Source organism: Blastococcus aurantiacus, from assembly GCF_900102425.1.
GTDB classification, from domain to species: Bacteria; Actinomycetota; Actinomycetes; order Mycobacteriales; family Geodermatophilaceae; genus Blastococcus; species Blastococcus aurantiacus.
In genome coordinates this window covers 161,575-186,462 of record NZ_FNBT01000009.1, presented here as the reverse complement: position 1 = coordinate 186,462, position 24,888 = coordinate 161,575, and the positions used below count along the sequence as shown (strand labels likewise).

The following is a 24,888-nucleotide window of genomic DNA, read 5'->3' as shown; positions in this document are numbered from 1 at the left end:
GGATACGGGGGAGGACCTCCTCCGGCAGCGACCGGCAGGGGCTGCAGTGACGGAGGGGTCCCCCGTGACGGCGGAAAGGACCCCCTAGGGGCGCTGGTCCGTGGCGGTCCGGCGCCGTCGTCCCCGGCGGGGCTGCTGCCCCGGCACGGGTTCGACCCCGAGGACGTACGAGCACTCCAGGTGGTTCCACCCGCAGCCCCGGCAGACCTCGACGGCGTACACGGTGAACTCCTCCTGGGCGGAGTCCATCCGGGCCAGCTCGACCGGGGTCTTGGCCTGGCCGGCCACGGGACCGAGGTGGTCGCCGTACACGTAGTTCACGCGGGTGAGGCGCTCCCTGCGGCACACCGGGCAGGGGGTCTCGGTCGCCTCGCCGTGGTACTTGGCGGCCCGGGAGAGGTAGGGACTGGCGTCGCAGACCTCGAACAAGCCGGTGCGCCCGGCGTAGACCTCCGCCAGGACGGCACGCCTCTGCAGCGCGTAGTCCACGACGGATCGACGTCCGGGCACGGCGGCCAATGTACGTGCCGGGCCTGTGGACCGGGGGGTTCGCGACCAGCGCCACAACGGTGGCGGGCCCGGTGGGTCCCGAGCCGTCCGCGCGAGCGTGGCGGGAGGACGGCGCGCGAAGGCGAACGAAAAGTGACCGGGAGGCGACCCGGAGGGTCGCGATGTGCACTCCTCGATGTATCGTCTCGATACATCGACCGCGGGGTGCGAGGAGGCGAAGTGCTCGAGTTCGCCATCCTCGGTCTGCTGCACCAGTCGCCGATGCACGGGTACGAGCTGCGCAAGCAGCTCGCGCAGGTGCTGGGCGGGCTGCGCAGCATCTCCTACGGCTCGCTGTATCCCGCGCTCAAGCGGATGCGGGCGGCCGGGCTCATCAGCACCGATGAACCCGACCCGCACGCACTGCTGCCGGCGGACGCTCCGCCGCTCACCGGCCGGCGCGGGAAGGTGGTCTACACGATCACCGCGGAGGGCAAGGAGCGCTTCCACGACCTGGTCAGCCAGACCGGGCCGGAGGCGTACGACGACGGTGGGCTCTTCGGGGTCCGCCTCGCCTTCTTCGGCCACACGGCCTCCGACGTGCGACTGCGGATCCTCGAGGGCCGCCGTCGCACCGTCGAGCGGCAGCGCGAAGGGTTGCGGTCCTCACTGTCGCGGACCCGCGAGCGGTTCGACCGCTACACCCTCGAGCTGCAGCGCCACGGCCTGGAGTCGGTGGACCGTGAGGTCCGCTGGCTCTCGGAGCTGATCGATTCCGAACGCCGTGAGGCGTCGGGGAGCACGGCAGGACGCGAGGAGCCGGGCGCCGCACCGGCACCGGCGGCCCCTGCACCGTCATCCGCGGACCGCACCCGGTCCGCGTCCGTCGGACCCGCCGAGGGTCCAGGGGAAGGAGAGCCATGGGCTCCGTGAAGGTCGCCATCGTCGGCGTCGGCAACTGCGCCGCGTCGCTCGTGCAGGGCGTTCACTACTACCGCGACGCGGACGAGTCGGCGTCGGTTCCCGGCCTGATGCACGTCCGCTTCGGCGACTACCACGTCTCCGACGTCGAGTTCGTCGCCGCGTTCGACGTGGACGCCAAGAAGGTCGGCCGCGACCTCTCCGAGGCCATCGTCGCCAGCGAGAACAACACCATCCGGATCTGCGACGTCCCGCCGCTCGGCGTCTCCGTCCAGCGCGGTACGACCCTCGACGGCCTCGGCAAGTACTACCGGGAGACCATCGAGGAGTCCGACGACCAGCCGGTCGACGTCGTCGCCGCCCTGCGGGAGTCCGGTGCCGACGTGCTCGTCTGCTACCTCCCCGTGGGCTCGCAGCAGGCGGCGGAGTTCTACGCGCAGGCCGCGCTCGACGCCGGCGTCGCGTTCGTGAACGCCCTCCCGGTCTTCATCGCCGGCACCAAGGAGTGGGCGGACAAGTTCACCGCCGCCGGTGTGCCGATCGTCGGCGACGACATCAAGAGCCAGGTCGGCGCCACCATCACCCACCGCGTGCTCGCCAAGCTCTTCGAGGACCGCGGCGTCCAGCTCGACCGCACGATGCAGCTCAACGTCGGCGGCAACATGGACTTCAAGAACATGCTCGAGCGCGAGCGCCTGGAGTCCAAGAAGATCTCCAAGACCCAGGCCGTCACCAGCCAGGTCGACCGGGACATGGGCAGGGACAACGTGCACATCGGCCCCTCGGACCACGTGCCGTGGCTGAGCGACCGCAAGTGGGCCTACGTCCGGCTCGAGGGCCGCGCGTTCGGCGACGTCCCGCTGAGCCTGGAGTACAAGCTCGAGGTCTGGGACTCCCCGAACTCGGCCGGCATCATCATCGACGCCGTCCGGGCCGCGAAGATCGCCAAGGACCGCGGCATCGGCGGTCCGATCCTCTCCGCGTCGTCCTACTTCATGAAGTCGCCGCCGGTGCAGTACGACGACAGCCAGGCGCGCGACGCCGTGGAGGCCTTCATCCGCGGCGACATCGAGCGCTGAAAGAGGACCCCGTCCTCCTCACCCCTCGCAGGCTCGGGGTGAGCCTCTGGACGGGGCCGGTCGAGGCCCGCTCCCGACAATGGGGGCGGGCCTCGTCGCGTCTGCGGGCCTGCGGTCACCGGTCTGATTACGCTCCGCCCATGCGGCCCCGGACCCACGCGCGGCTGTCCGCTCTGGGGCTGCTGCTGGCCCTGGCCGCCGGGTGCGCCGGCGACGGCGCCCAGCGCCAGGCGGGGGACCCCGTCACCGAGGCCGACGCCGCGCTGCTGGCCGGGCTGCTCCAGCGCAACCACGAGGAGGGCGGCGCCGACTTCGTGGTCACCGCCCCCTACGGCCCCGAGGCGGTGCTCACGCTCACCGGCGAGGTCGACTTCCGCGCCGGCACCGGCCGGGCGCAGGCCGTGACGAGCACCGGGGGCACCGAGGACGTCCGCACCGTCTTCTTCACCCGCGAGGACCTCTGGATCGGCGACGTCCCGGGCGCGGAGGCGGCGGGGGCGGTCTACCTGAGCCGCCCGATCGCGGTGGAGGGCAAGCGGCCGCCGCTGGTCGACGTCCTGGTCACGGTGCTGCTGGGGCTGGCGGCGGAGGAGGCCGACGACCCGGCCGCGTTCCTCGACGCCGGCTACAGCTGGCAGGGACGGCGGTCCATCGACGGTCGCCCCACGGAGCTGTTCGGCCTGCCGGGGGGACGCGCGGTGGCCGTCTCCTCGACCGAGGACGTCCTGGTGCAGTTCGCTACGCCGCTGCCCGCGGGCTCCGGGGCCGACGAGCTGGAGGCGACGACGACGCTGGCCGAGCACGGCCGACGCTCGCTGGACCTGCCCGACGAGCGGCGGACCGCTCCGGTGGCCGACCATCCCGAGTTGGCTGCGGCGCTGGGTCTGTAGAGACCGCGCTCCGGGCGGTACGAGGCCCTGAAGACAGTGGGAAGGGGCGGCCTCTTCCCCAGACCGCCCCTTCCCAGGTACTTCCTACCAGATGTCGGGCTCTCGCGGCACCCCGTCGTCAGTTGGCGCTCGGGTCCGCCGGCGCGGTGGTGAGGACGCCGAGGCGCCCGGTCTGGCGCTTGAGGACCGTGCGCCACAGCTCGGCACCCGCAACCTCGGCCAGAACGTCGTCCGGCGAGCCCGGGACGCAGGCCCACGCACCCTCGGCGAGCTCCCCGGCCAGCTGACCGGGGGACCAGCCCGCGTACCCGGCGAAGACGCGCAGGCCCTGGACGTGACCGGCCAGCGGCTCAGGGTCGACGTCGAGGTCGACGAGGTGGATGCCGTCGGCGACCGGCCGCAGCCCGGTCTCCGGGTCGGGGGACGGCCCGGGGCACCGGGCGAGGCACAGCGCCGTGTCGGTCTCGCACGGCCCGCCCACGTGGAACACCGCGGGCGCCACGGCCAGGTCGAACCAGCCGGGCAGCACGTCGCGGATCTCCACCTGGCTCGGGCTGCCGAGGACCACGCCCAGCGTGCCGGTCGCGGAGTGCTCGAGGACGTAGACGACGGCGCCGGCGAACGTGGGGTCGGTGAGCCCCGGCATGGCCACCAGGAGGGAGCCCGGACGCACGTCCTCGAGCTCCCCGATGGACAGCGCCGGGACCGCCGAGCGACGGCCACCGGTCGCGGGACGGGTCGGCGGGCCGGACTCGGGATCGGACGACGCGGGGACCGGGCTCACCGGACCCAGTGTGCCGCACCTCGGCGCCGTCGGCCCCTGTCTCCCCGCCTTCCCTAGGCTGACCGGGTGCGGGACTCGGGGGCCACGGTGCGGTCCCTGCTCGTCCGGCCCGACTTCCGCCGGTTGTTCGCCACGCGGCTGCTCTCCCAGTTCGGCGACGGCGTGTTCCAGGCCGCGCTCGCCGGCACGGTGCTGTTCAACCCGCAGCGCGCCGCCGACCCCCTCGACGTCGCCGTGGGCTTCGCCGTCCTCCTCCTGCCCTGGTCGCTGCTCGGTCCCTTCGCCGGGGTGTGGCTGGACCGCTGGAGCCGGCGGTCGGTGCTGCTGCGGGCCAACGTGGTCCGGGCGGCGCTGGTCGCCGTCGTGGCCGCGGTGGTGCTGGGCGGCGTCGACGGCGTCCCCTTCCTGCTCGCCGGCCTGGCTGTCGTCTCGGTGAACCGCTTCGTCCTGGCCGCGCTGTCCGCCGGGCTCCCGCACACCACCGACGCACTCGTCCCGGCCAACGCGCTGTCCACGACCGCGGGATCGGTGGCCGCGGTCGCCGGCGGCGGCGCGGCGATCCTGCTCCTGCCGTTGGCCGGTGCGGGCGACGCCGGGTACGCGGCGATCGCGCTCGCGTCGGCGCTGCCCTACCTGGCCGCCGCCGGCGTGGTCTCCGGCTTCCCCTCCGGGTACCTCGGCCCCGACGCGGTCGACCGCGCCGGCGCGGTACCGGCCCGCACCGTCCTCGCCGGCATGGTGGCCGGCGCCCGGCACGTCTGGGCACGCCCACCCGCGGCGGCGGCGCTGGCCGCCATCGGGCTGCACCGCATCGGTTTCGGCCTGCTCACCCTCATGACCCTGCTGCTCTACCGCGGGCCGCTGGAGAACGCCTCGGGCCTCTTCCGGGGCGGCCTGGCCGGGCTGGGGCAGCTGGTGGCGGCGATCGCGGCCGGATCGCTGCTCGCGGCGGCCGTCACCCCGGCGGTGGTGCGCCGCGCCGGCCGCGTCCGCTGGACGGTCGGGCTGCTGCTGCTCGGCGCCGTCGCCCAGCCGCTGCTCGGGCTGCCGTTCCAGCCGCCGACGGTGATCGCCGGCGGTCTCGTGCTGGGGCTGGTCGGCCAGGGCGTGAAGATCTGCGTCGACGCGACGGTGCAGGAGACCGTGGACGACGACTTCCGAGGCCGCGTCTTCTCCGTCTACGACACCCTGTTCAACGTCGCCTTCGTCGGCGCCGTCCTCGCCGCAGCGCTCGTCCTCCCGCCGTCGGGGGAGTCGGTGCCGGTGCTGCTGCTCGTGGGCGCCGGCTACCTGGTGGCCGTCGCCACCTACCTCGGCATCCGCCGCCGGGCCGTGCCCGCCGCCGCGTGAACCCGGGGCACGCCGCGGGTCAGGCCTGCTGCGCCGCCCACCACTCCCGCAGGGCCGCCTCGGCCTCGTCCGGGTCCAGCGGCCCGCGCTCGAGCCGCAGCTCCTTGAGGAAGCGCCACGCCCGGCCCACCTCGGGGCCCGGGGGCAGCCCGAGCAGCTCCATGATGGCGTTGCCGTCCAGGTCGGGGCGCACGCGCGCCAGGTCCTCGTTCGCCTGGATCTCGGTGATGCGGGTCTCGAGGGAGTCGTAGGTAGCCGCGAGGGCCGCGGCCCGGCGCTTGTTGCGGGTGGTGGAGTCCGAGCGCACCAGCTTGTGCAGCCGGGGGAGCAGCTCACCGGCGTCGGTCACGTAGCGGCGCACGGCCGAGTCGGTCCACTCGCCCGACCCGTAGCCGTGGAAGCGCAGGTGCAGGAAGGTCAGCCGGGAGACCGCCTCGACGACGTCCTTCGGGTACTTCAGTGCCATCAGCCGCTTCCGCACGAGCTTGGCGCCCACCACCTCGTGGTGGTGGAAGGAGACCCGGCCGCCGGCCTCGTGCCGCCGCGTCGCCGGCTTGCCGATGTCGTGCAGCAGGGCCGCCAGCCGCAGCACCAGGTCCGGCGAACCGGCGTCCGGATCGGCCTTCTCCAGGTCGATCGCCTGGTCCAACACCGTCAGCGAGTGGGAGTAGACGTCCTTGTGCTGGTGGTGCTCGTCGATCTCCATCCGCAGGGCCGAGAGCTCCGGCAGCACCACGTCGGCCAGGCCGGTCGCCACGAACAGCTCCAGCGCCGCGCGGGGCGAGTCCTGCAGCAGGGTCTTGGACAACTCGGCCTGCACCCGCTCGGCGGTGATCCGGCCCAGCTCGCCCGACATCGCCGTCATGGCCGCGACGACGTCGTCCTCGGGGGTGAGGCCCAGCTGGGCCACGAAGCGGACGGCGCGGAGCATGCGCAGGGGGTCGTCGGCGAACGAGTCCTCGGCGGGACCGGGGGTGCGCAGCCGCTGCCGGATCAGGTCACCCAGACCGCCGAACGGATCGGTGACCGCCCGGTCGGGGCCCAGCGAGACCGCCATCGCATTGACGGTGAAGTCGCGGCGGGCCAGGTCGTCCTCGAGGGAGTCGCCCCAGGCGACCTCCGGGTTCCGCGACTGCCGGTCGTAGCGGTCGGCGCGGTAGGTGGTGATCTCCAGCCGGGTGCCGCGGACGTCGGCCCCGACGGTTCCGAACTCGATGCCGGTGTTCCACGTGGAACCGGCCCACCCGCGCAGCACCTCGAGCGTCTGCTCCGGCCGGGCGTCGGTGGTGAGGTCGAGGTCGCCCGGCACGCGGGCTCGACCGGAGGCGCCGGCCAGCAGCGCGTCGCGCACCGACCCACCGACCAGGTGGATCTGGAAACCGGCGGCCGTGAAGCGCTCGCCCACCTCGGCGAGCACCGGGGAGAGCTCGACCAGCTCCCGCACGGTCTCCTGGACAGCAGGCGGCACGGGCTCCGCGAGCGGACGGCGCCCACTGGCCCTGCTCGGACGACTCGGGGGTTGGGCGGACACGACCAGCCAGAGTAGTGCCGCCGGTCGCGCTACCCTCCTGGCATGGCTGGGACCGGCGGACGAGCGCGCCCCGGCCGCCGGTTGCGTCGGGTCGACGAGACGTCCGCCGGGGGCCTGGTGGTCGCCGACGACGGCGTGCACGGCCCCCGCGCCGCCCTCATCGGGCGCACCGACCGGCGCGGCCGCCTGCTGTGGTCGCTGCCCAAGGGCCACATCGAGGCCGGGGAGACGCCCGAGGACACCGCGGTCCGCGAGGTCGCGGAGGAGACCGGGATCATCGGCGAGGTCGTCGCACCGCTCGGCATCATCGACTTCTGGTTCGTCGCCGACGGGCGTCGCGTGCACAAGACCGTGCACCACTTCCTCCTCCGCGCCGTCGGCGGCGCCCTCTCCGACGCCGACATCGAGGTGACCGAGGTGGCCTGGGTGCCGTTGGACGAGCTCAGCGGCCGGCTCGCCTACGCCGACGAACGTGCCCTCGTCGAGCGTGCGCCCGGGCTGCTGGCCGACACCGCGTGACCCGGTCGGCCGCCGGTGGCGCCGGTGGCCGCCCCGCCGCCGCCGTCGGCCCCGTCCGGCACGGCGCACGGAGGGCGTCGCTGCGCGCCGCCCTGCTCTCCGTGCTGCTGGCGACGGTCGCGCCCCTCGCGCCGCCCGCCTCCGCCGCACCGGCTCCTCCCGCCCAGCCGCTCCTCGCGGCCGACCCCGCGGACGACGCCAGCGATCCCGAGCGCCCGGTGCGGATCGAGGTGAGCCGCTTCGAGCCGCGCACGGTGACCCCCGGCTCCCTGATCACCGTCACGATGACGCTCACCAACACCGGAACCGTCCCGATCGACGAGCTCAACGTGCGGCTGCAGCGGGGCGACGCGCTGATCAGCCGCGCGGACCTGGCGGCCGACGGCGCGGACCCCGATCCGGCGTCCAGCGTGCTGCTCCCCTTCCAGCCCGTCCCCGAGCGCCTCGACGCCGGTGGGGACCTGAGCTTCACGTACACCGTGGACTCCGCCGAGCTCCGCCTGGACCGCGATGGCGTCTTCCCGGTGCTGCTCAACGTCAACGGCTCGATCGACGGCGACACCCGCCGCGTGGGCGAGCTGTCCACCTACGTCATCCAGCAGCCCCTGGTCCCCGCAGCCAGGACGGCCGTGGCGTGGCTGTGGCCGCTGACCGAGCGCACCCACCGCAACGCCTCGGGCCGGTTCGCCGACGACGAGCTGGCCGGATCGGTCTCCGACGAAGGGCGCCTCGACCGCGCGCTGGGCGTCATCGAGCGGCTGCGGGGCGGCAGCGGGGAGCCCACCCTCCCGGTCACCCTCGCGATCGACCCCGCCCTGGTCGAGGAGCTGCAGCTCATGGCGGCCGGCCCGTACGAGGTGGCGGGGAAGCAGGGGGCGGGGACCGACGCGGCGGCGGCCTTCCTGGAGCGCCTGCGCGCGGTCGCCGCCGTCCACCCCGTCGTCGCGCTGCCCTACGGGGACGTGGACGCCGACGCGCTGGATGCCGCCGGCCTGGGCGACGTCGTGACCCGCAGCCTGCCCGGCACGCCCGCCGGCACCGCCCAGGACCCGCCGGGATCGCCGATCGACACCGCGGCGGGCGAGACGGCCACCCCGACGGAGGGGTCCGACGTCCCCGCAGAGGAGGTCCCGGCCTTCGAGGACGGCGCCGGGGCGCGCATCCTCGCCGACGCCCTCGACGTCGAGCCGAGGACCGACGTCGCCTGGGCGCCGGGCGGGACGCTGCGCGGCTCGACCCTGGCCCGGCTCGCCGACGGTGGCATCGACGAGGTGGTGCTGGCCCCCGGCGCGCTGACCACGGGTGATTCGGCCGTCGGGCTGCAGGACCCGACCGCGGCCGTCCCGGTCACGGTGAGGACGGCGGACGGCCCGGTGGACGCCCTCGTCGCCGACTCCCGGCTCAGCGAGGTGGTCGCCGGCGCCGAGCAGGCCGAGGGGGGCCCGCGCCTGGCCCAGCAGCGGTACCTGGCCGAGCTCGCCGTCCTCACCGCCCAGGCCCCGCCCGGCTCGGAGCAGACCGTGCTGGTGACCGCGCCTCGAGAGGTCGACGCCGGACCCGACGGCGCCGGCGCGATGATGGCCGACACCGCGGCGCTGCCCTCCTGGCTCCGTCCTGCCACCCTGGCGTCGCTGGCCGACGGCCCGCGCAGCGAGGACGGCGAGCTGGTGGAGCCGGCCGACCAGGTGCGCCTGGACGCCGAGGGGCTGGCGGGCGTCGCGGACGCCGTGGCCTCGCGCGACGACCTCGCGGGCGCGGTCGCGGGCGACGCCGGCACCGCCCTCCAGGCGCTCGACGCGGCCACGGCCCGCGCCACCTCGGTGGCCTGGCGTACCGACCCGGCGGGTCTGCGCGACGCCGCCGCCGACCTCGACGACGCCACCGAGCGCCTGCGCGACCGCGTGACCCTGCTCGCGCCGGCCGACGGGACCTACACGCTCGCCTCGACCGACGCCCCGCTCGTGCTCACGGTGCGCAACGACCTGCCCTTCGCCGTTCGGGTGCTGCCCGAGGTGCGGGCCCGCAACACCCGCGGGTTCTCCGTCGGCGACATCGGCGTCCAGGTGCTGGCCCCCGGGTCGCGGACGGTGCTGCAGGTGCCCACCTCGCTGCGCCAGTCCGGTGGCTTCGCCGTCACAGCCACGCTGGTGACGCCGGGCGGCAGCACGCTGGGCGAACGGGTCGAGATGCAGGTGCGCAGCACCGCCTACGGGCCGATCTCCCTCATCATCACGATCGGGGCGGCGGCGCTGCTGGCGCTGCTGTTCCTGCGCCGGCTGGTGCACTTCGTACTGCGCCGCCGCGCCCGCGGCTCCGTCCCCGACGCCGGCGGCCCGCCGCTGGGCCCGGACGGCTCGCCCCTGCCCGCGCCGACCCGGAGCCCGGTGTGAGCGCGGTCCCCGACGACGAGCAGCGGGTGACCCCCGAGGCACCCCGGCCGCCCCATGACCCGCCCTCGCCACCCCGTGGCCGGCGGCTGCCGCCCCCGCCCTACCGGGCGACGCCGCCCGAGGGCGCGGCCTTCGCCGCGCCCGAGGACGGCCGCCCCCCGCTGCCCCCGGTTCCCCCGCCGGTCCGGCGGCGCGACGGCGCGAGTTCCGAGCGGCCCCAGGCGCCGACCCCGCCCCTGCCCGAGCCGGACCGCGCCCGCCGACCGTCGGCGCGACCCCTGCCGCCCCTGCCGCCGCTGCGCAACCGCTGGGTCCCCGCCGCGGACGAGACCCAGGTCTTCCCGATGCCGGTGCTGCCGCCGGTGCCGAGGACGGTCGCCGACACCGACGACGACGTCGAGCAGCGCGAGGGCACCCCCGGCGCCAGCGGGGGCATCCTGCGCGCGGCCGGCACCATGGCCGTGGCCACGCTCGTCTCCCGCATCACCGGTCTCCTGCGCAGCATGGTGCTCGTCGCCGCGCTGGGCGTCGCCGCGGTCGGAGACGCCTACAACACCGCGAACACGCTCCCCAACATCGTCTACGAGCTGCTGCTCGGCGGCGTGCTGGCCTCCGTCGTCGTGCCGCTGCTGGTGCACGCCCAGGAGCGCGACCGGGACGGCGGCACCGCCTATGCGCAGCGGCTGAGCACCATCGCCGTCGCCGGACTCGTCGTCGTCACGGGCCTGGCCGTGCTCGCCGCTCCGCTGCTGACCCGGATCTACGGGATCGACAAGGATCCCGAGCAGATGGAGCTGGCCGTCTGGCTGGCGCGCATCCTGCTGGTCGAGATCGTCTTCTACGGCATCGGTGCGCTCGCCCAGGCGATCCTCAACTCGCGCGGGGTCTTCGGCCCACCCGCGTGGGCGCCGGTGCTGAACAACGTCGTCGTCATCGCCACGGGGCTGCTCTTCCTCGCCGCCGGGGGGCCCGGGGACCTCAGTCCCGTCACGATCACGCCCGTGCAGGTGTGGCTGCTCGGGATCGGCACCACCCTGGGCATCGCGGTGCAGGCGCTGGTACTTCTGCCCCTGCTGCGGAAGGTCGGCGTACCGCTTCGCCCGCGCTGGGGGCTCCGGGACACCGGGCTGCGCGAGGCGGGGACCCTGGGGCTCTGGGTGATCGGCTACGTCGCGATCAGCCAGGTCGGCGTCGTCGTGGCGACCCGCCTGGCGAACCAGGCGCAGGGCCCGGACGCCATCGGCTCCCTGGGCTTCGCCAACGCCAGCCTGCTGTTCCAGATGCCCTACGGGGTCATCGGCGTGGCGCTGCTGACCGCGCTCGTGCCCCGGATGAGCCGGGCGGCCTCGCGGCACGACGTCGAGGGGGTCGTCTCCGACCTGTCACTGGGCACCCGGCTGTCGGCGCTGGGCCTGCTGCCCGTCGCCGCCGTGCTCACCGTGCTCGGCCCGTCGCTGGGCATCGTCGCCTTCGCCCGCGGCAACACGTCCGTGGAGCAGGCGGAGGCCATCGGCACCGCGCTGGCGGTCGGCGCCTTCGGGCTGCTGCCCATGGCCGTCACCCTGCTGCAACTGCGCGTCTTCTACGCCATGAAGGACGCCCGGACGCCGACGCTCATCCAGCTCGGCATGGTGGCCGTCCGCGTGCCCCTGCTGCTGCTCGTCCCGGTGGTCGTCGAGCCCGAGCACGTCGTGGCCGGTCTGATGCTCGCCACCAGCACCACCTACCTGGCCGGGTGGGTCCTCGGGGACCTGGCGCTGCGCCGGAGGCTGGGTGCGCTGCAGACGCGCACGACGCTCCTGCAGGTCGCACGGGTGGCCGCGGTGGCGCTGGTCGCGGGCCTGCTGGGCCAGCTTGTCCTGATCGTGACCGACGACCTGCTCGGATCGTCGACCGCAGGGTCGCTCGGCCGGGTGCTCCTCGGTACCGTGGTCATCGGCGCCGCGGCTCTCGCAGGTCTCGTGGTCGCCCGCGTCCCGGAGATCCGCGAGCCCCTGGCAGCCGTCAGGTCCCGCGTCCGGCGCGGATGACCCGATCCCCCGACGGGACGCGGTGCCCGCGCCGGTGCGAACGCGCCGGCGGCCCGAGCAGGACAGGAGGTCGACAGTGTCGATGACGTCCACGGTCACCGGCCTCCCGGAGCGCTACCGGCCACTGGACCAGGTGGGTCCCGACGAGCAGACCGAGACCGGCGTCATCCAGACCTGGCGGGCCAAGGACCGGATCCTCAACCGCGACGTCGCCGTCCGCGTGCACACCCCCGCGGGCCCGGCCGCCCACGCCTGGATCACCCGCGCCCTGACCGCCGGTGGCCTCGCCACCCCCGCGCTGGCGATGGTCTACGACGCGTCCGAGGGCAGCGTGGCCACCGAGGGTGACACCGCCGTCCCCGGCGGAGCGGCCTACGTCGTCAACGAGTGGATCGACGGCGAGGCGCTGTCCGACCGGTTGGCCCAGGGTCCGCTGCCCGAGCGCGAGGTCCGCACCGTGCTGCGCCGCCTCGCCGACGGGGTCGCCGAGGCGCACCGCGTCGGGCTGGCCGTCGGTGGGCTCACCCCCGAGAACGTCGTGCTGCGCCCCAACGGCCTGGTGGGCCTGCGCGGGGTGCCCGCGGCGAGCGGCACCATCGACGGCGACGTCGCGGCGCTGGGCGGCCTGCTCGAGGTGTGCCTCACCGGCCTGCGACCTGGCGAGGCCGAGCCGCGGCCGCTGACCGGCCCCTCCGACCTCGTGGCGCTGGCCCGGCGGGCCCGCTCCACCGAGCCGGGCCACGCGCTGTCCAGCGTGGCCGCCATGGCCGCGATCCTGGCCGAGCGCCCGCGCAGCCGGCCCTCGACGGGCAGCAGCTCCCGCGCCGACCGCAACGAGAGCCACCGCGCGGACCGCCAGCGCGCCGAGGCACCCGTCCGCCTCGACCCCGACACCATGCCGCCGGTCCCGCCCGCCCGCCCCGCGGTCTCCCCGGCCGTCCGGGGCGGCGACACCGTGAATGCGGCCACCGTCGTCCCTGTCGGCGGCGCCTACGCCGGCAACGGCTCCGGGCCGTCCGTGGACGGCGGGTCGTCGCCGCTGCCCGACGACCTGTACACCGGGCCCCCGACCGGCTCCACGTCCCTCGACGACGACCAGGACGGTGCCGGCCGCCACAAGCTGCTCGTCATCGGCCTGCCGCTGCTCGCCCTGCTCGTGGTCGTGGCGCTGGCCTGGTGGGTGGGCACCAGCCTGCTGTCGGTCGCCGGCTCCGTCGACGACGACTCGACCCCGTCGATCACCGTGCCGACCGCCGGTGCGCCCACCGGTGAGGGCGCCGCGCCGGCCGGCCCCGACGTGGCCGTGCAGGGCGCGGAGATCTTCGACCCCGAGGGCGACGGCGAGCCGGAGAACGACGGCGACGTGCAGTTCACCTTCGACGGGGACCCCGCGACGACGTGGTCGACGCTGAACTACCGGGGTTCGCCGGCCTTCGGCAACCTCAAGCCCGGCGTCGGCATCGTGTATGACCTCGGCAGCTCCCAGCAGCTGGGCGGCGTCACCGTGGCCACGCCCACCCCGGGCGCCACCGTCGAGATCCGGACCGCCGAGACGGCCGCCGGCTCGCTGGAGGGCTTCCAGGTCGCGTCCTCGGCGACGCTGGAGGATACCACCGAGGTGGCGTTCCAGGAGCCCGTGCAGGCCCGGTACGTGTTGCTCTGGGTCACCGGCCTGGTGGAGGGCGGCGACGGTTTCGCCGCCCAGATCGGCGAGTTCACCGCCCAGGCAGCCGGCTGACGAAGGATCCCCGGAAGCCCCCCAGCGCTCGCACGCTCGCGGCGGGCCTCTGGACGGGGCCACCCGGCGGCGGCGGGGGAATGCCGCCCCTACGATCCTCGTTGTGCCGCCCGTGAGTGACTTCCCGACCCCTGGCCCTGCGGTGACGACGGAGGAGATCGTCGATCCGGTGATCCCGCCGGCCGAGCACGACGGCATCCGCGACCTGATCATCATCGGGTCCGGCCCCGCGGGCTACACCGCCGCCACGTACGCGGCCCGGGCCAACCTGCACCCGCTGGTGTTCGAGGGCTCCCAGTTCGGCGGCGCCCTGATGACCACCACCGAGGTGGAGAACTTCCCCGGCTTCCCGGCCGGCATCCAGGGCCCACAGCTCATGGACGACATGCGCACCCAGGCAGAGAAGTTCGGTGCGGAACTGGTGCCGCGCGACGTCACCGAGGTCGACCTCACCGCGACCCCGAAGATCGTGAAGGTCGGCGACGAGGTGCACCGCGCGCACGCGGTCATCGTCGCGACCGGCTCGAAGTACCGGTACCTGGGCCTGGAGAACGAGCAGCGCCTGCTGGGCCGCGGCGTCTCGGCCTGTGCCACCTGTGACGGCTTCTTCTTCCGCGACCAGGACATCGTCGTCGTCGGCGGTGGTGACTCGGCCATGGAGGAGGCGACCTTCCTCACCCGCTTCGCCAAGAGCGTGACCGTCGTCCACCGCCGGGAGGAGCTGCGCGCCTCCAAGATCATGCAGAAGCGCGCCCAGGACAACGAGAAGATCCGATGGGCGCTGGGCAAGCAGGTCACCGAGGTGCTGGGCGAGTCCACCGTCTCCGCGGTCGAGCTCACCGACACCACGACCGGCGGCACCGAGACGCTGCCGGTGTCCGGCCTGTTCGTGGCGATCGGCCACGACCCCCGCACCGAGCTGTTCGTCGGCCAGCTCAAGCTGGACGACGAGGGCTACATCCAGGTGGAGCACCCGACCACCCGCACCAACATCGACGGCGTCTTCGCGTGCGGCGACGTCGTCGACCACATCTACCGCCAGGCGATCACCTCGGCCGGCACCGGCGCGGCCGCGGCGATCGACGCCGAGCGCTGGCTCGCCGACACCTTCGACGAACGCTGAGCCCGTCCACGTACGGGCATAGAACCACCGTTCCGCGGGTTCTCCCCGCAGGACCACATTGATCGACCCCGAGCACGTGGACGAGAAGGAGAACGACCGATGGCAGGCAACACCGTGACGGTCACCGACACCAGCTTCGCCAGCGATGTGCTGGGCAGCGACAAGCCCGTGCTGGTCGACTTCTGGGCGGAGTGGTGCGGCCCCTGCAAGATGGTCGCCCCCGTCCTCGAGGAGATCGCCGCCGAGCACGGCGACAAGCTGACGATCGCCAAGCTGAACATCGACGAGAACCCCCAGATCGCCCGCGACTACCAGGTCATGTCGATCCCGACCATGACGGTGTTCCAGGGTGGCAAGCCGGTGAAGAGCATCATCGGCGCCAAGCCCAAGGGCGCGATCCTGAACGACCTCGCCGACTACATCTGAGCGACATCCCCTGCTCGGCAGGGGCACACAGCGTGACAACGGGTCCACCTGTCCACCCGGGCAGGTGGACCCGTCGTCGTCCAGGGGACCCCGGCTGGGCCGGGAGGGGCGCCGGGGACGACAATCGGGACACGATGGGAGCCAACAGCGGTATGCAGATCCTGGCGCTCGGGGACCGTGGAGCCGCCGTGGCGGACGTGCAGACCGCGCTCCGCAGTCTCGGCCTGCTCCCCGACCTCGACGGCACGGCCGCCCCGCGGCCCCCTCAGGCCATGGCCACGCTGCCCGACGTCGCACTGGACTCGGCCGTGTTCGACGAGACCACCGAGCTGGCGGTCCGGCACTTCCAGCAGAACCGCGGCCTGTCGGTGGACGGACGGGTCGGCGAGGAGACCTACCGGGCCCTCAACGAGGCGCGCTGGTCGCTGGGGGACCGGCTGCTGCGCTACGACCCCGAGCGCGCCATCCGCGGGGACGACGTCATCAACCTGCAGGAGCGGCTGCACGAGCTCGGCTACGACGCCGGACCGGTCGACGGGGTCTTCGGCGTCGACACCGAGACCGGTCTGCGCGCCTTCCAGCGGGACTACGGCCTCACCTCCGACGGCACGTGCGGCCCGGCGACCCTGCGAGCGCTGCGTCAGCTGGGCCGCAAGGTCACCGGTGGCCGCCCCCAGCTGCTGCGGCAGAGCGCGTCCTTCGTCGACAGCGGCCCGCACCTGATCAGCCGGCGCATCGTCGTCGATCCCGGCCACGGCGGCAGCGATCCCGGCCACACCTTCGGCGAGACCACCGAGGCCGACCTGGTGTTCGACCTCGCCTCCCGGATCGAGGGCCGGCTGGCCGCCGCGGGAGCCACCGTCTACCTGACCCGCGGCCGCAACCAGAACCCCACCGCGGCCGAGCGCACCGCGTTCGCCAACGACGCCCGCGCCGACCTGTTCCTCTCCCTGCACGTGGACGCGCAGGCCTCCGAGCACGCCCGCGGGGTGGCCAGCTACTACTACGGCACCGGGTCGGGGGCGTCGTCCACGGTCGGCGAGCAGTTCGCCAACCTCGCGCGCCGCGAGGTGGTCGCCCGCACCGGCATGCTCGACCTGGGGTCGCACGCCAAGACGTGGGACCTGCTGCGGATGAGCCGGATGCCGGCCGTGCGGCTGGACTGCGGGTACCTCTCGCACCCGGTCGACCGGCTGCTCCTGCTCGACGCCCGGGTGCGCGCCTCGATCGCCCAGGGCGTGCTCGCCGCCGTCCAGCGGTTGTTCCTGCCGGCCGAGGCCGACCCACCGACGGGGACCTTCGTCCTGCCCGTGTGACGGGCCGGTCCGCCCGGCGTCCGGAAAGTCGCTACCACCCGGGCCTAGACTCTCGAAGGTGGCCACTCCCCCGCCCGGCTCGTCAGCCGGTTCCGGACAGCAGGGCGCGCACCGCGGTGCGCCCCACCCCTCCCCGCGGCATCCGCGGCTGGACCCGCTGGCCGACCGGTACGCAGCACGCACCCACGGGATGAAGAGCTCGGAGATCCGGGCGCTGTTCTCCGTGGTGAGCCGGCCCGAGGTGGTTTCCCTCGCCGGTGGCATGCCCGCCGTCACCGCGCTGCCCTTGGACGCCGTCGGCTCGATGATCGGCGACCTCGTCTCCGGGATGGGTGCCCAGACCCTGCAGTACGGCTCCGGTCAGGGCGACCCCCGCCTGCGCGAGCGCATCTGCGACGTCATGGCGCTCGAGGGCATCACCGACGCCTCGCCCAGCGAGGTCGTCGTCACGGTCGGTTCCCAGCAGGCCCTGGACCTGGTCACCCGCGTCTTCGTCGACCCCGGTGACGTCATCCTCGCCGAGGCGCCGTCCTACGTCGGGGCCCTGGGCGTCTTCCAGTCCGCGCAGGCGCGCGTCCGGCACGTCGCCATGGACGACGACGGCCTCATCCCCGAGGCCCTCGAGGAGGCGCTCATCGAGTGCCGCGCCAACGGCGACCGGGTCAAGTTCCTCTACACCGTGCCGAACTTCCACAACCCGGCCGGCGTCACCCTGACCGAGCCGCGCCGTCAGGCGATCGTCGCGCTGGCGGAGAAGTACGACCTGCTGGTCATCGAGGACAACCCCTACGGCCTGCTCGGGTTCGAGCACGAGCCCATGCGGGCGCTGCGGGCGCGGAACTCCGAGCGGGTCATCTACCTCGGCTCGTTCTCCAAGACGTTCTCCCCGGGCCTCCGCGTGGGCTGGGTGCTGGCCCCGCTGGCCGTGCGCGAGAAGCTGGTGCTGGCCACCGAGGCGCAGGTGCTCTGCCCGCCCTCGCTCACCCAGTACGCGGTCGCCCGCTACCTCGACACCCAGCCGTGGCGCGAGCAGATCAAGCTCTTCACCGAGCTCTACCGCGAGCGCCGCGACGCCTGCCTGGAGTCGCTCAGCGCCCTGATGCCCGCGGGCACCACGTGGACCCGGCCGGACGGTGGTTTCTACGTGTGGCTGAAGCTGCCGCACGGCCTCGACGCCAAGCTCATGCAGCCGCGGGCGGTGAACGCGCTCGTCGCCTACGTGCCCGGCATCGGCTTCTACGCCGACGGCAGCGGCCAGGAGTACATGCGGCTGTCCTACTGCTACCCCGAGCCCGACCAGATCCGCGAGGGCGTGCGTCGCCTGGCCCGGGTCATCGAGGCCGAGCTGGACCTGCACAGCACGTTCGACGCCGTTGACACCGGCTCCTTCCGGGCCGTCCGGCCGGGGCCGGAGACCACCGGGTCGGGCACCATCGTCGGCCCGGCCAACAGCAACGCCTACGAGGGTGGCCGATGACCGAGTCCGCAGCCGCACCGGCCCGCACGCCGGAGGACGAGCACCCGCTGCGCGCCGTCGTCCTCGCCGGCGGGCTCACCTTCGAGCGCGAGGTCTCCCTGTCCTCGGGCACCCAGGTGGTGGAGGAGCTGACCCGCGCCGGCCTGGATGCCGAGCTCCGGGACGCCGATGCCGAGCTGCTGCCCGGCCTCGCGGCCTCGCCGGCGGACGCCGTCTTCATCGCCCTGCACGGCGCCACCGGTGAGGACGGCGCGCTGCGTGCGGTCCTCGACCTGGCCGGTGTGCCCTACGTGGGCTCTCCCGCGGCGGCCTGCCGGCTGGCGTGGGACAAGCCGGCCGCGAAGTCGGTCGTCCGCTCCGCGGGCATCACGACGCCGGACTGGGTGGCGCTCCCGCACAGCACGTTCCGCGAGCTGGGTGCCGGCACCGTGCTGGACCTGATGGTCGCCCGGCTCGGGCTGCCCCTGATGGTGAAGCCGGCCTCCGGGGGCTCCGCGCTGGGCGTGCAGAAGATCAACCGGGTGGAGGACCTCCCGGCCGCCATGGTCAGCTGCTTCGCGTACGGGGACACCGTCATGGTCGAGCGGTACGTGGAGGGCGTCGAGGTGGCGCTCGCGGTGGTCGACCTGGGTGATGGGCCGCAGGCGCTGCCCGCCGTCGAGATCGCGCCGGAGTCCGGCGTCTTCGACTACACCGCCCGCTACACCCCGGGCCTCACCGAGTACCACGCGCCGGCCCGCCTCCCCGACGACGTCGCCGCTCGGGCTGCCGAGGTCGCCGTGCGCGTGCACGAGGTGCTCGGCCTGGCCGACCTCTCCCGCACCGACGCGATGATCACCCCGGACGGGGAGGTCCACTTCCTCGAGGTGAACGTCTCCCCGGGGCTTACCGAGACGTCCATGTTCCCGATGGCCGTCGAGGCGGCCGGCTACGACCTGGGGGATGTCATCGCCCGGCTCCTCGCCGCCCGGGCCGGTCGCGCCCGCTGAATCCCGGCACTCACGAGAACGCCCCCCTTTACGTTGTGACGTAAAGGGGGGCGTTCCTCGTATCGGGCCTGTTCAGGGCTCCGAACGTCGCCCGGTGATCTCCGGCGCCATGACGCCGATGATCCTTTGCAGGTCGTCGACCGACCCGAACTCGACGACGATCTTCCCCTTGGACCGGCCGATCTGGATCTTGACCTTGGTCTCGAACCGGTCGGAGAGCCGCGAGCCGAGCTCCTCCACGCCGGGCGCAGAGATGTTGCGAGTGCGGCGCTTCGCGGCCGGTCGGTCCGCGGCGGCCATGGCGACGGCCTCCTCGGTGGCCCGCACCGACATGCCCTCGGCCACGATGCGGGTCGCCAGTGCGTCCTGCGCCTCCGGGTCGGGCAGACCGAGCAACGCCCGGGCGTGCCCGGCGGAGATGATCCCGGCGGCCACCCGCGTCTGGACCTTCACCGGGAGCTTCATCAGCCGGATCGTGTTGGTGACCTGCGAGCGGCTGCGCCCGATCTTGCTGGCCAGCTCCTCGTGCGTGGCGCCGAACTCCTCGAGCAACTGCTGGTAGGCCGCCGCCTCCTCCAGCGGGTTGAGCTGCACCCGGTGGATGTTCTCCAGCAGGGCGTCGCGGAGCATCGCGTCGTCGGTGGTGTCCCGGACGATCGCGGGCACGGTCTCCAGGCCCGCGGCGCGGGCCGCCCTCAGCCGGCGCTCGCCCATGATGAGCTCGTAGGTGACGTGCCCGCCGTCGGCATCCGCGTTCTCGCGAACGACGATGGGCTGGAGGAGGCCGAACTCCTTGACGCTGTGGCTGAGCTCCTCGAGCGCCTCGTCGTCGAAGACCTGCCGCGGCTGCTTCGGGTTGGGGACGACGTCGTCGACGGAGACCTCGCGCAGCTGGGCTCCCGGGACGCCGAGCGCGCCGTTCTCCACTGCGGGGACCGCGGCGACCACCGGCCCGGCGGCGCTGGGCTCCGCGGGAGCCGGCTCGTCGGCCGTCGGCGTCGCGGGCGGCGGGACGAGGCTCACCGGCGACGGCGCGGGAGCCGGTACCGACTCCGCGGACACCGGACGGTCGGTCTCCTCGGCGGCCTGCGGGGGAGCAGCCTGCGGCGGAGCGGCCTGCGGTGCAACAGCCGGCGCGGCCGCCGGGGGTGGGCCCGTCGGGATGAGGGCGGCCAGCCCGCGACCCAGTCCACCGCGCTTGCTCATCGCTGCTCCTCGCTCACGGTCGCGCTCACTGGCGGTTCTGCGGAGCCGCCGCGTCGGCGACGGCGAATCTCGTCGCCGCACCCGGCGTGCTCGTGGAGTCGATCGGCGGCAGGTTCACGCCGCGGTGGGCCAGCTCGCGGGCGGCCTCGACGTAGCTGGTGGACCCGCGGGAGCCGGGGTCGTAGGTCAGCACCGACTGGCCGTAGCCCGGCGCCTCGGACACCCGGACGTTGCGAGGGATGACGGCGTTCAGCACCACGTCGCCGAAGTGGTTGCGCACCTCGTCGGCGACCTGGTCGGCGAGCTTCGTCCGGCCGTCGTACATCGTCAGCAGGATGGTGCGGACGGCGATGCCCGGGTTGAGGTGCTGGCGGACCAGGTCGATGTTGTTGAGCAGCTGACCGAGCCCCTCGAGCGCGTAGTACTCGCACTGGATGGGGATGAGCACCTCGTCGCCGGCCACCAGCGCGTTCAGCGTGAGCAGCCCCAGCGAGGGAGGGCAGTCGATGAGCACGTAGTGCGGCCGGCGCTCCGGCGGGAGGGCTGCGATGTAGCCCTCGATCGCGCGGCGCAGCCGGTGCTCGCGGGCCACGACCGAGACCAGCTCGATCTCCGCGCCCGCGAGGTCGATGGTGGCGGGGACGCAGAGCAGGTGCGGGCTCGCCGTCGTCTGGTGCACCACCTCGGTGAGCGTGCTGTCACCGACCAGGGCGTCGTAGATGGACGGCGTCCCCACCGTGTGGTCCACGCCGAGGGCCGTGCTCGCGTTCCCCTGCGGGTCGAGGTCGATGACCAGCGTCCGCAGCCCGTAGAGGGCCAGCGCGACGCCGAGGTTCACCGTGGACGTCGTCTTGCCGACGCCGCCCTTCTGGTTGGCGATCGTGATGATGCGGATCCGCGCCGGCGGGGGGAAGGGTTCCTGGTCGGCCGCGTGCAGGACACGGGTGGCGCGGAGAGCCTCCATCGCGATGGGGCTGTCGAAGTCCGCCATGCCGCTGGAGGCCGACTGGTCCGCCGCGAGACTGCTCCGCAGCCGCTCGCCCGGGTCGGTCATCGCAGTCCTTCCTGGTGCCGTTTCACGTGGAACGGGTCGGGCCGCTGCACCTGTTCCACGTGGAACAGCTGGCCGTCAGTGTCCCGCACGCGTCATGACCACCACGGTAGTGGCAGCCGACCCCAGGGACGCACCGACCGCCCGTGGGTGGATGTCGCGCATGCCCGCCGCCTCGAGTTCGGGCACCAGGCCGGGCAGCTCCTCCAGCGCCCGCGACCCGACGAGGGCGACCAGCTGGGTGCCCGGCCGCAGCAGACCACGGCACCAGCCGACCAGCCGGGGGAGGGGAGCGACCGCCCGCGCCGTGACGACGTCCACCGGACCGACGGCGCCGGCCACGGACCGCTCCTCCGCCCGACCACGGATCACCCGCCAGGGCGTGCGCTGGACGCCGGCGAGCTCCGCGACCGCCTCCTGGAGGAACTCCACGCGACGGGCCATGGGCTCCACCAGGGTCAGCGCCAGATCAGGGCGGGCGAGGCCCAGCGGGATGCCGGGCAGTCCCGCGCCGCTGCCGACGTCGACGACGTGCGCACCGTCGGGCACCGCTTCGGCCACCGCCGCGCTGTTGAGGACGTGCCGCTCCCACAGCCGCGGCACCTCTCGCGGTCCGATGAGCCCCCGCGTCACCCCGGCCGAGGCGAGCTTCGCGACGAACTGCTGCGCCGCGGGCAGGGCATCACCGAACACCTCCGCTGCCACCGCCGGAGGAGGCGGGGCGGGAGGCGTCGGTGCGGTCGACGGGGAGCTCACCTGTCGGGCAGGACCACGACGCGGCGGTTCGGCTCCTCGCCCTCGGACTCGCTGTGGACCCCCGCGATGCCGGCGATGACGTCGTGGACGACCTTGCGCTCGAACGGGTTCATCGGGCTCAGCCGTTCCGGCTGGCCGCTGGTCCCGACCCGGCGGGCGGTCTCGCCCGCGAGCGCCGTGAGGTCGGCCCGGCGCTTGGCCCGGAAGCCACCGACGTCGAGCATGAGCCGGCTGCGCACGCCGGTCGACTGCGCGACCGCGAGCCGGGTCAGCTCCTGGAGCGCCTCCAGCGTGGCGCCGTCCTGCCCGATGAGGTCGTTCAGGCGGCCACCGACGATCGCCACCGAGGCGCGGTCGCCCTCGACGTCGAGGTCGATGTCGCCGTCCACGTCGAGGATGTCGAGGAGCCGCTCCAGGTAGTCGCCGGCGACGTCGCCCTCCTGGACGAGGAGAGCCTCCCCACGCGGCGCGGTGGCCCCAGGGGCCTCAGCGGTCCCATCGGCGTCCAGGTCGGCCCCCTCGACGAGGGCGTCGTCACTGGCCGCGTCGGCGTCGGGCAGCGCCGGTGTGCTGTCGGTCGTGTGCTGCTGCGGGGCACTCACGGAGATTCCTCCACTGTCGGTTCGGCATCCGGGATGGCCCGGTCGTCATGGTCCGGAGCTCGGTCCGGAGGCGCCGTCAACGGCGTTTGCGCTTGCCCCGGTTCGCCGGGCCCTGACCGGCGCGCCCGCTGCCGGCGCGGGGGCCGTTCGAGGCGCCGTTGCCCGTGGAGCCGTTGCCGGTCGAGCCGTTCGCACGGCCGTCGGGCTGGGGGCCGGGCACCTCGGGGAGGTCGGGCTGCACGGTGCTCTCCGGGGCGGCGGTCGCGGGACGGCCGCCCTTCGGGCGCACCGGCTTCGCGCCGGGCTTGGGCGCCAGGGTCCTCGGGTCGACGGCCGGCTTGTCAGCGGCGGCCTTGGCCTTGGCGGCGGGCGACCCGGGCGGGGGCATCTTGCGCAGGATGAAGAACTGCTGGCCGAAGGTCCAGGAGTTGTTCACGACCCAGTAGATCAGCACGCCGATGGGGAAGAAGAAGCCCGTGACGAAAAGGCTCAGCGGCATGCCGTAGAGCAGCAGCCGCTGCACGGTGGCCGCCTGGCCCTCCACGGGACCGGAGCGCTTCATGATCTGCTTCTGGGTGAAGAAGGTGGTCAGGCACATCAGCGGGATGAGGATCAGCGCGACGGTGCGGATGCTGCCGTAGGTGACCCCGTCCAGGGCCAGGAGCGCCTGCTCCTTGGCGCCGTCCATGTTGAAGGACGAGGAGATCGGCGCTCCGAAGAGGTCGGCGCGGGCCGCCTGGTCGGTGAGTTCGTCGGACCAGGTGTAGAGGCCGTCCTTGTCCGGTGCGAGCCGGCGCAGCACGTGGAAGAGCGCGATGAAGATCGGGATCTGCGGCAGGATCGGCAGGCAGCCCGCCAGCGGGTTGACCCCGCGCTCCTTCTGCAGCGCCATGATCGCCTGGCTCATGCCCTGGCGGTCGCTGCCGTACTGCTTGCGCAGCTTGGCGATCTCCGGCTGGAGCTCCTGCATCGCGCGCTGCGACTTCACCTGCTTGACGAACAGCGGGAAGAGCAGCAGCCGCACCGTGACGACCAGCAGCGCGATCGACAGCGCCCAGGTGAGTCCACCGGCCGGGTCGAGGAACGTGGAGAGCACGTCGTGCCACCGGGCCATCACCCAGGCGATCGCGGTGTACAGCCAGTCAAGCAACGAAGGTCTCCTCGTTCGCCCGGCGCGAGGCCGGCGGGATGGCACGTGCGGGATCGGGTGGGGCAGCAGCCGGCACCGCAGTGCTCGACGCACGGGCTGGCCCGGGGGTTCCGGCAGCGACCGGCACCAGGTCGACGCCGCCAGGGTGCCAGGGCGCGCACTTGAGGATGCGGCGCACCGCCAGCCAGCTCCCGCGGGCCGCACCGTGCCGCTCGATCGCCTCGGCGGCGTACGCGCTGCAGGTCGGGTGGAAGCGGCACCGCGGCGGCAGCGCCGGGCTGATCGCCCGGGAGTAGAAGCCCACGACCGCCAGCAGCGCCCGGCGCACCGGAGCCCGCCCGGTCACCGGCCGGCCCGCTGGTCGAGCAACCGGTCGAGGCCGCGGCGGAGGTCCGAGCGCAGGTTCGCCGAGTTCGCGGTCGCCGCCTCCGGGCGGGCACGCACGACCAGGTCGGCGGTGGCGGGCAGCCGGTCCAGCTCCTCCCGGACCGCGGCGCGCAACCGGCGCGTCACGCGGTGACGGACGACGGAGTTGCCCACGGCCTTGCCCACCACGAAACCGGCCCGGGCACCGGGCGGCGTCACGGCGCCGGCTCCGAAGCCACGCGCCGGCTGACCGCCCGCGTGCGCGGGCCGTTCGGGGAGGAAGTGGAGCACCATGGTCGGCCGCCCGGCACGTCGGCCGGACCGGACGACCGCGGTGAAATCCGGGCGCCGGCGCAGGCGTGCCTGCGCGGGCAGCACGTCAGGCGGAGAGCTTCTCGCGACCCTTGCGCCGGCGGCCGGCGAGGATCGCGCGGCCCGCACGGGTACGCATCCGCAGCCGGAAGCCGTGGGTCTTGGACCGGCGACGGTTGTTCGGCTGGAAGGTGCGCTTGCTCACGAGGTACTCCCACAATGACGTTCGGCGGTGCGCGCCCCCGGTGGGCGGACGCGCGGGGGGTGCCGGCCAGCGCGGCGCGAGCCGCACCCAGCCGCACCCCGGAAGCTGGTCCTCCGCGGACGGACACGTCGCGCCAGCGCCGCGCGGAGCGGGCATGGCGGCAACAGCCGTCACGGACTCCGGACAGC

Annotated in this window: 24 protein-coding genes; 13 read left to right on the top strand and 11 right to left on the bottom strand. The window is 74.0% G+C overall.

Annotation, left to right across the window (positions count from 1 at the left end):
- Positions 1–84: 84 nt before the first annotated feature.
- Positions 85–510, bottom strand: coding sequence for a DUF5318 family protein (locus BLS70_RS17860; protein ID WP_091770696.1), 426 nt, complete (start codon positions 508–510; stop codon positions 85–87).
- 219 nt (positions 511–729) lie between these two features.
- Between BLS70_RS17860 and BLS70_RS17855 the strand changes: the two genes are divergently transcribed.
- From BLS70_RS17855 to BLS70_RS17845, 3 genes are all read left to right on the top strand, one after another.
- Positions 730–1,422 (top strand): PadR family transcriptional regulator, encoded by a 693-nt coding sequence (locus BLS70_RS17855; RefSeq protein WP_255362558.1) that lies wholly within the window; start codon positions 730–732, stop codon positions 1,420–1,422.
- Positions 1,410–2,489 carry an inositol-3-phosphate synthase gene (locus BLS70_RS17850; RefSeq protein WP_091770694.1) on the top strand — a complete coding sequence of 360 codons (1,080 nt, stop codon included), beginning with the start codon at positions 1,410–1,412 and terminating at the stop codon, positions 2,487–2,489. The genes BLS70_RS17855 and BLS70_RS17850 overlap by 13 nt, the downstream gene beginning before the upstream one ends.
- Before the next feature lie 140 nt (positions 2,490–2,629).
- A complete protein-coding gene (locus BLS70_RS17845; RefSeq protein ID WP_091770692.1) occupies positions 2,630–3,379 on the top strand; it encodes a hypothetical protein in 750 nt (249 codons plus the stop codon).
- 118 nt (positions 3,380–3,497) lie between these two features.
- On the opposite strand, the gene BLS70_RS17840 is transcribed toward BLS70_RS17845, so the two are convergent.
- On the bottom strand, positions 3,498–4,163 hold the full coding sequence (locus tag BLS70_RS17840) for a YqgE/AlgH family protein (RefSeq protein WP_255362557.1): 666 nt from the start codon (positions 4,161–4,163) through the stop codon (positions 3,498–3,500).
- Positions 4,164–4,229: 66 nt separating this feature from the next.
- Between BLS70_RS17840 and BLS70_RS17835 the strand changes: the two genes are divergently transcribed.
- Complete coding sequence (locus BLS70_RS17835; RefSeq protein ID WP_091770690.1) at positions 4,230–5,513, top strand: MFS transporter; 1,284 nt, start codon at positions 4,230–4,232, stop codon at positions 5,511–5,513.
- A gap of 19 nt (positions 5,514–5,532) precedes the next feature.
- On the opposite strand, the gene BLS70_RS17830 is transcribed toward BLS70_RS17835, so the two are convergent.
- Entirely contained in the window at positions 5,533–6,981 is a 1,449-nt protein-coding gene (locus BLS70_RS17830) for a CCA tRNA nucleotidyltransferase (protein ID WP_091770688.1), read from the bottom strand.
- A 105-nt stretch (positions 6,982–7,086) separates the two neighbouring features.
- Here BLS70_RS17830 and BLS70_RS17825 point away from each other — a divergent pair, with 105 nt between their 5' ends.
- The 9 genes from BLS70_RS17825 to BLS70_RS17785 all read left to right on the top strand — a co-directional run bounded on the left by BLS70_RS17825 (position 7,087) and on the right by BLS70_RS17785 (position 19,052).
- Positions 7,087–7,563 carry an NUDIX hydrolase gene (locus BLS70_RS17825; RefSeq protein WP_091770686.1) on the top strand — a complete coding sequence of 159 codons (477 nt, stop codon included), beginning with the start codon at positions 7,087–7,089 and terminating at the stop codon, positions 7,561–7,563.
- The gene (locus tag BLS70_RS17820; RefSeq protein WP_091770684.1) at positions 7,560–9,953 is read left to right on the top strand and encodes a DUF6049 family protein; all 2,394 of its coding nucleotides are present in this window, start codon (positions 7,560–7,562) and stop codon (positions 9,951–9,953) included. The genes BLS70_RS17825 and BLS70_RS17820 overlap by 4 nt, the downstream gene beginning before the upstream one ends.
- Positions 9,950–11,983, top strand: a complete 2,034-nt coding sequence (gene murJ, locus BLS70_RS17815; RefSeq protein WP_255362556.1) for a murein biosynthesis integral membrane protein MurJ — start codon at positions 9,950–9,952, stop codon at positions 11,981–11,983. The genes BLS70_RS17820 and murJ overlap by 4 nt, the downstream gene beginning before the upstream one ends.
- Before the next feature lie 82 nt (positions 11,984–12,065).
- A complete protein-coding gene (locus BLS70_RS17810) occupies positions 12,066–13,721 on the top strand; it encodes a protein kinase family protein (protein ID WP_143030448.1) in 1,656 nt (551 codons plus the stop codon).
- Between the two features lie 112 nt (positions 13,722–13,833).
- Entirely contained in the window at positions 13,834–14,844 is a 1,011-nt protein-coding gene (gene trxB / locus BLS70_RS17805; protein WP_255362555.1) for a thioredoxin-disulfide reductase, read from the top strand.
- 99 nt (positions 14,845–14,943) lie between these two features.
- On the top strand, positions 14,944–15,270 hold the full coding sequence (gene trxA, locus BLS70_RS17800; protein ID WP_091770678.1) for a thioredoxin: 327 nt from the start codon (positions 14,944–14,946) through the stop codon (positions 15,268–15,270).
- Positions 15,271–15,404: 134 nt separating this feature from the next.
- The gene (locus BLS70_RS17795) at positions 15,405–16,586 is read left to right on the top strand and encodes an N-acetylmuramoyl-L-alanine amidase (protein WP_255362554.1); all 1,182 of its coding nucleotides are present in this window, start codon (positions 15,405–15,407) and stop codon (positions 16,584–16,586) included.
- Positions 16,587–16,644: 58 nt separating this feature from the next.
- Positions 16,645–18,063: an aminotransferase-like domain-containing protein gene (locus tag BLS70_RS17790; protein WP_176946476.1), complete on the top strand. Its 1,419-nt coding sequence runs from the start codon at positions 16,645–16,647 to the stop codon at positions 18,061–18,063.
- Positions 18,060–19,052 carry a D-alanine--D-alanine ligase family protein gene (locus BLS70_RS17785; protein ID WP_091770674.1) on the top strand — a complete coding sequence of 331 codons (993 nt, stop codon included), beginning with the start codon at positions 18,060–18,062 and terminating at the stop codon, positions 19,050–19,052. Before BLS70_RS17790 ends, BLS70_RS17785 begins: the two co-directional genes overlap by 4 nt.
- Before the next feature lie 72 nt (positions 19,053–19,124).
- Here BLS70_RS17785 and BLS70_RS17780 read toward each other — a convergent pair whose 3' ends face one another.
- The 8 genes from BLS70_RS17780 to rpmH form a co-directional block, all read right to left on the bottom strand.
- Positions 19,125–20,258 (bottom strand): ParB/RepB/Spo0J family partition protein, encoded by a 1,134-nt coding sequence (locus BLS70_RS17780; protein WP_091770672.1) that lies wholly within the window; start codon positions 20,256–20,258, stop codon positions 19,125–19,127.
- Positions 20,259–20,283: 25 nt separating this feature from the next.
- Entirely contained in the window at positions 20,284–21,312 is a 1,029-nt protein-coding gene (locus BLS70_RS17775) for a ParA family protein (protein WP_091770670.1), read from the bottom strand.
- A 75-nt stretch (positions 21,313–21,387) separates the two neighbouring features.
- Complete coding sequence (rsmG, locus tag BLS70_RS17770) at positions 21,388–22,014, bottom strand: 16S rRNA (guanine(527)-N(7))-methyltransferase RsmG (protein WP_255362553.1); 627 nt, start codon at positions 22,012–22,014, stop codon at positions 21,388–21,390.
- A 47-nt stretch (positions 22,015–22,061) separates the two neighbouring features.
- A complete protein-coding gene (locus BLS70_RS17765) occupies positions 22,062–22,667 on the bottom strand; it encodes a Jag family protein (RefSeq protein ID WP_091770666.1) in 606 nt (201 codons plus the stop codon).
- 76 nt (positions 22,668–22,743) lie between these two features.
- On the bottom strand, positions 22,744–23,817 hold the full coding sequence (gene yidC, locus BLS70_RS17760) for a membrane protein insertase YidC (RefSeq protein ID WP_091770663.1): 1,074 nt from the start codon (positions 23,815–23,817) through the stop codon (positions 22,744–22,746).
- Positions 23,810–24,163: a membrane protein insertion efficiency factor YidD gene (yidD, locus tag BLS70_RS21665; RefSeq protein ID WP_091770661.1), complete on the bottom strand. Its 354-nt coding sequence runs from the start codon at positions 24,161–24,163 to the stop codon at positions 23,810–23,812. Before yidD ends, yidC begins: the two co-directional genes overlap by 8 nt.
- Positions 24,160–24,561, bottom strand: a complete 402-nt coding sequence (rnpA, locus tag BLS70_RS17750; protein WP_091770659.1) for a ribonuclease P protein component — start codon at positions 24,559–24,561, stop codon at positions 24,160–24,162. The genes yidD and rnpA overlap by 4 nt, the downstream gene beginning before the upstream one ends.
- 1 nt (position 24,562) lies before the next feature.
- On the bottom strand, positions 24,563–24,700 hold the full coding sequence (gene rpmH / locus BLS70_RS17745) for a 50S ribosomal protein L34 (RefSeq protein ID WP_040338882.1): 138 nt from the start codon (positions 24,698–24,700) through the stop codon (positions 24,563–24,565).
- Positions 24,701–24,888: the final 188 nt, after the last annotated feature.

Excerpts from the sequence above, each read along its gene's own strand:
- BLS70_RS17850 (WP_091770694.1), top strand. The coding sequence starts at position 1,410 with ATGGGCTCCGTGAAGGTCGCCATCGTCGGCGTCGGCAACTGCGCCGCG.
- BLS70_RS17845 (WP_091770692.1), top strand. The coding sequence starts at position 2,630 with ATGCGGCCCCGGACCCACGCGCGGCTGTCCGCTCTGGGGCTGCTGCTG.
- BLS70_RS17810 (WP_143030448.1), top strand. The coding sequence starts at position 12,066 with ATGACGTCCACGGTCACCGGCCTCCCGGAGCGCTACCGGCCACTGGAC.
- trxA (WP_091770678.1), top strand. The coding sequence starts at position 14,944 with ATGGCAGGCAACACCGTGACGGTCACCGACACCAGCTTCGCCAGCGAT.
- BLS70_RS17785 (WP_091770674.1), top strand. The coding sequence starts at position 18,060 with ATGACCGAGTCCGCAGCCGCACCGGCCCGCACGCCGGAGGACGAGCAC.
- BLS70_RS17775 (WP_091770670.1), bottom strand. The coding sequence starts at position 21,312 with ATGACCGACCCGGGCGAGCGGCTGCGGAGCAGTCTCGCGGCGGACCAG.
- BLS70_RS17795 (WP_255362554.1), top strand. The coding sequence starts at position 15,405 with ATGGGAGCCAACAGCGGTATGCAGATCCTGGCGCTCGGGGACCGTGGA.
- BLS70_RS17780 (WP_091770672.1), bottom strand. The coding sequence starts at position 20,258 with ATGAGCAAGCGCGGTGGACTGGGTCGCGGGCTGGCCGCCCTCATCCCG.
- BLS70_RS17825 (WP_091770686.1), top strand. The coding sequence starts at position 7,087 with ATGGCTGGGACCGGCGGACGAGCGCGCCCCGGCCGCCGGTTGCGTCGG.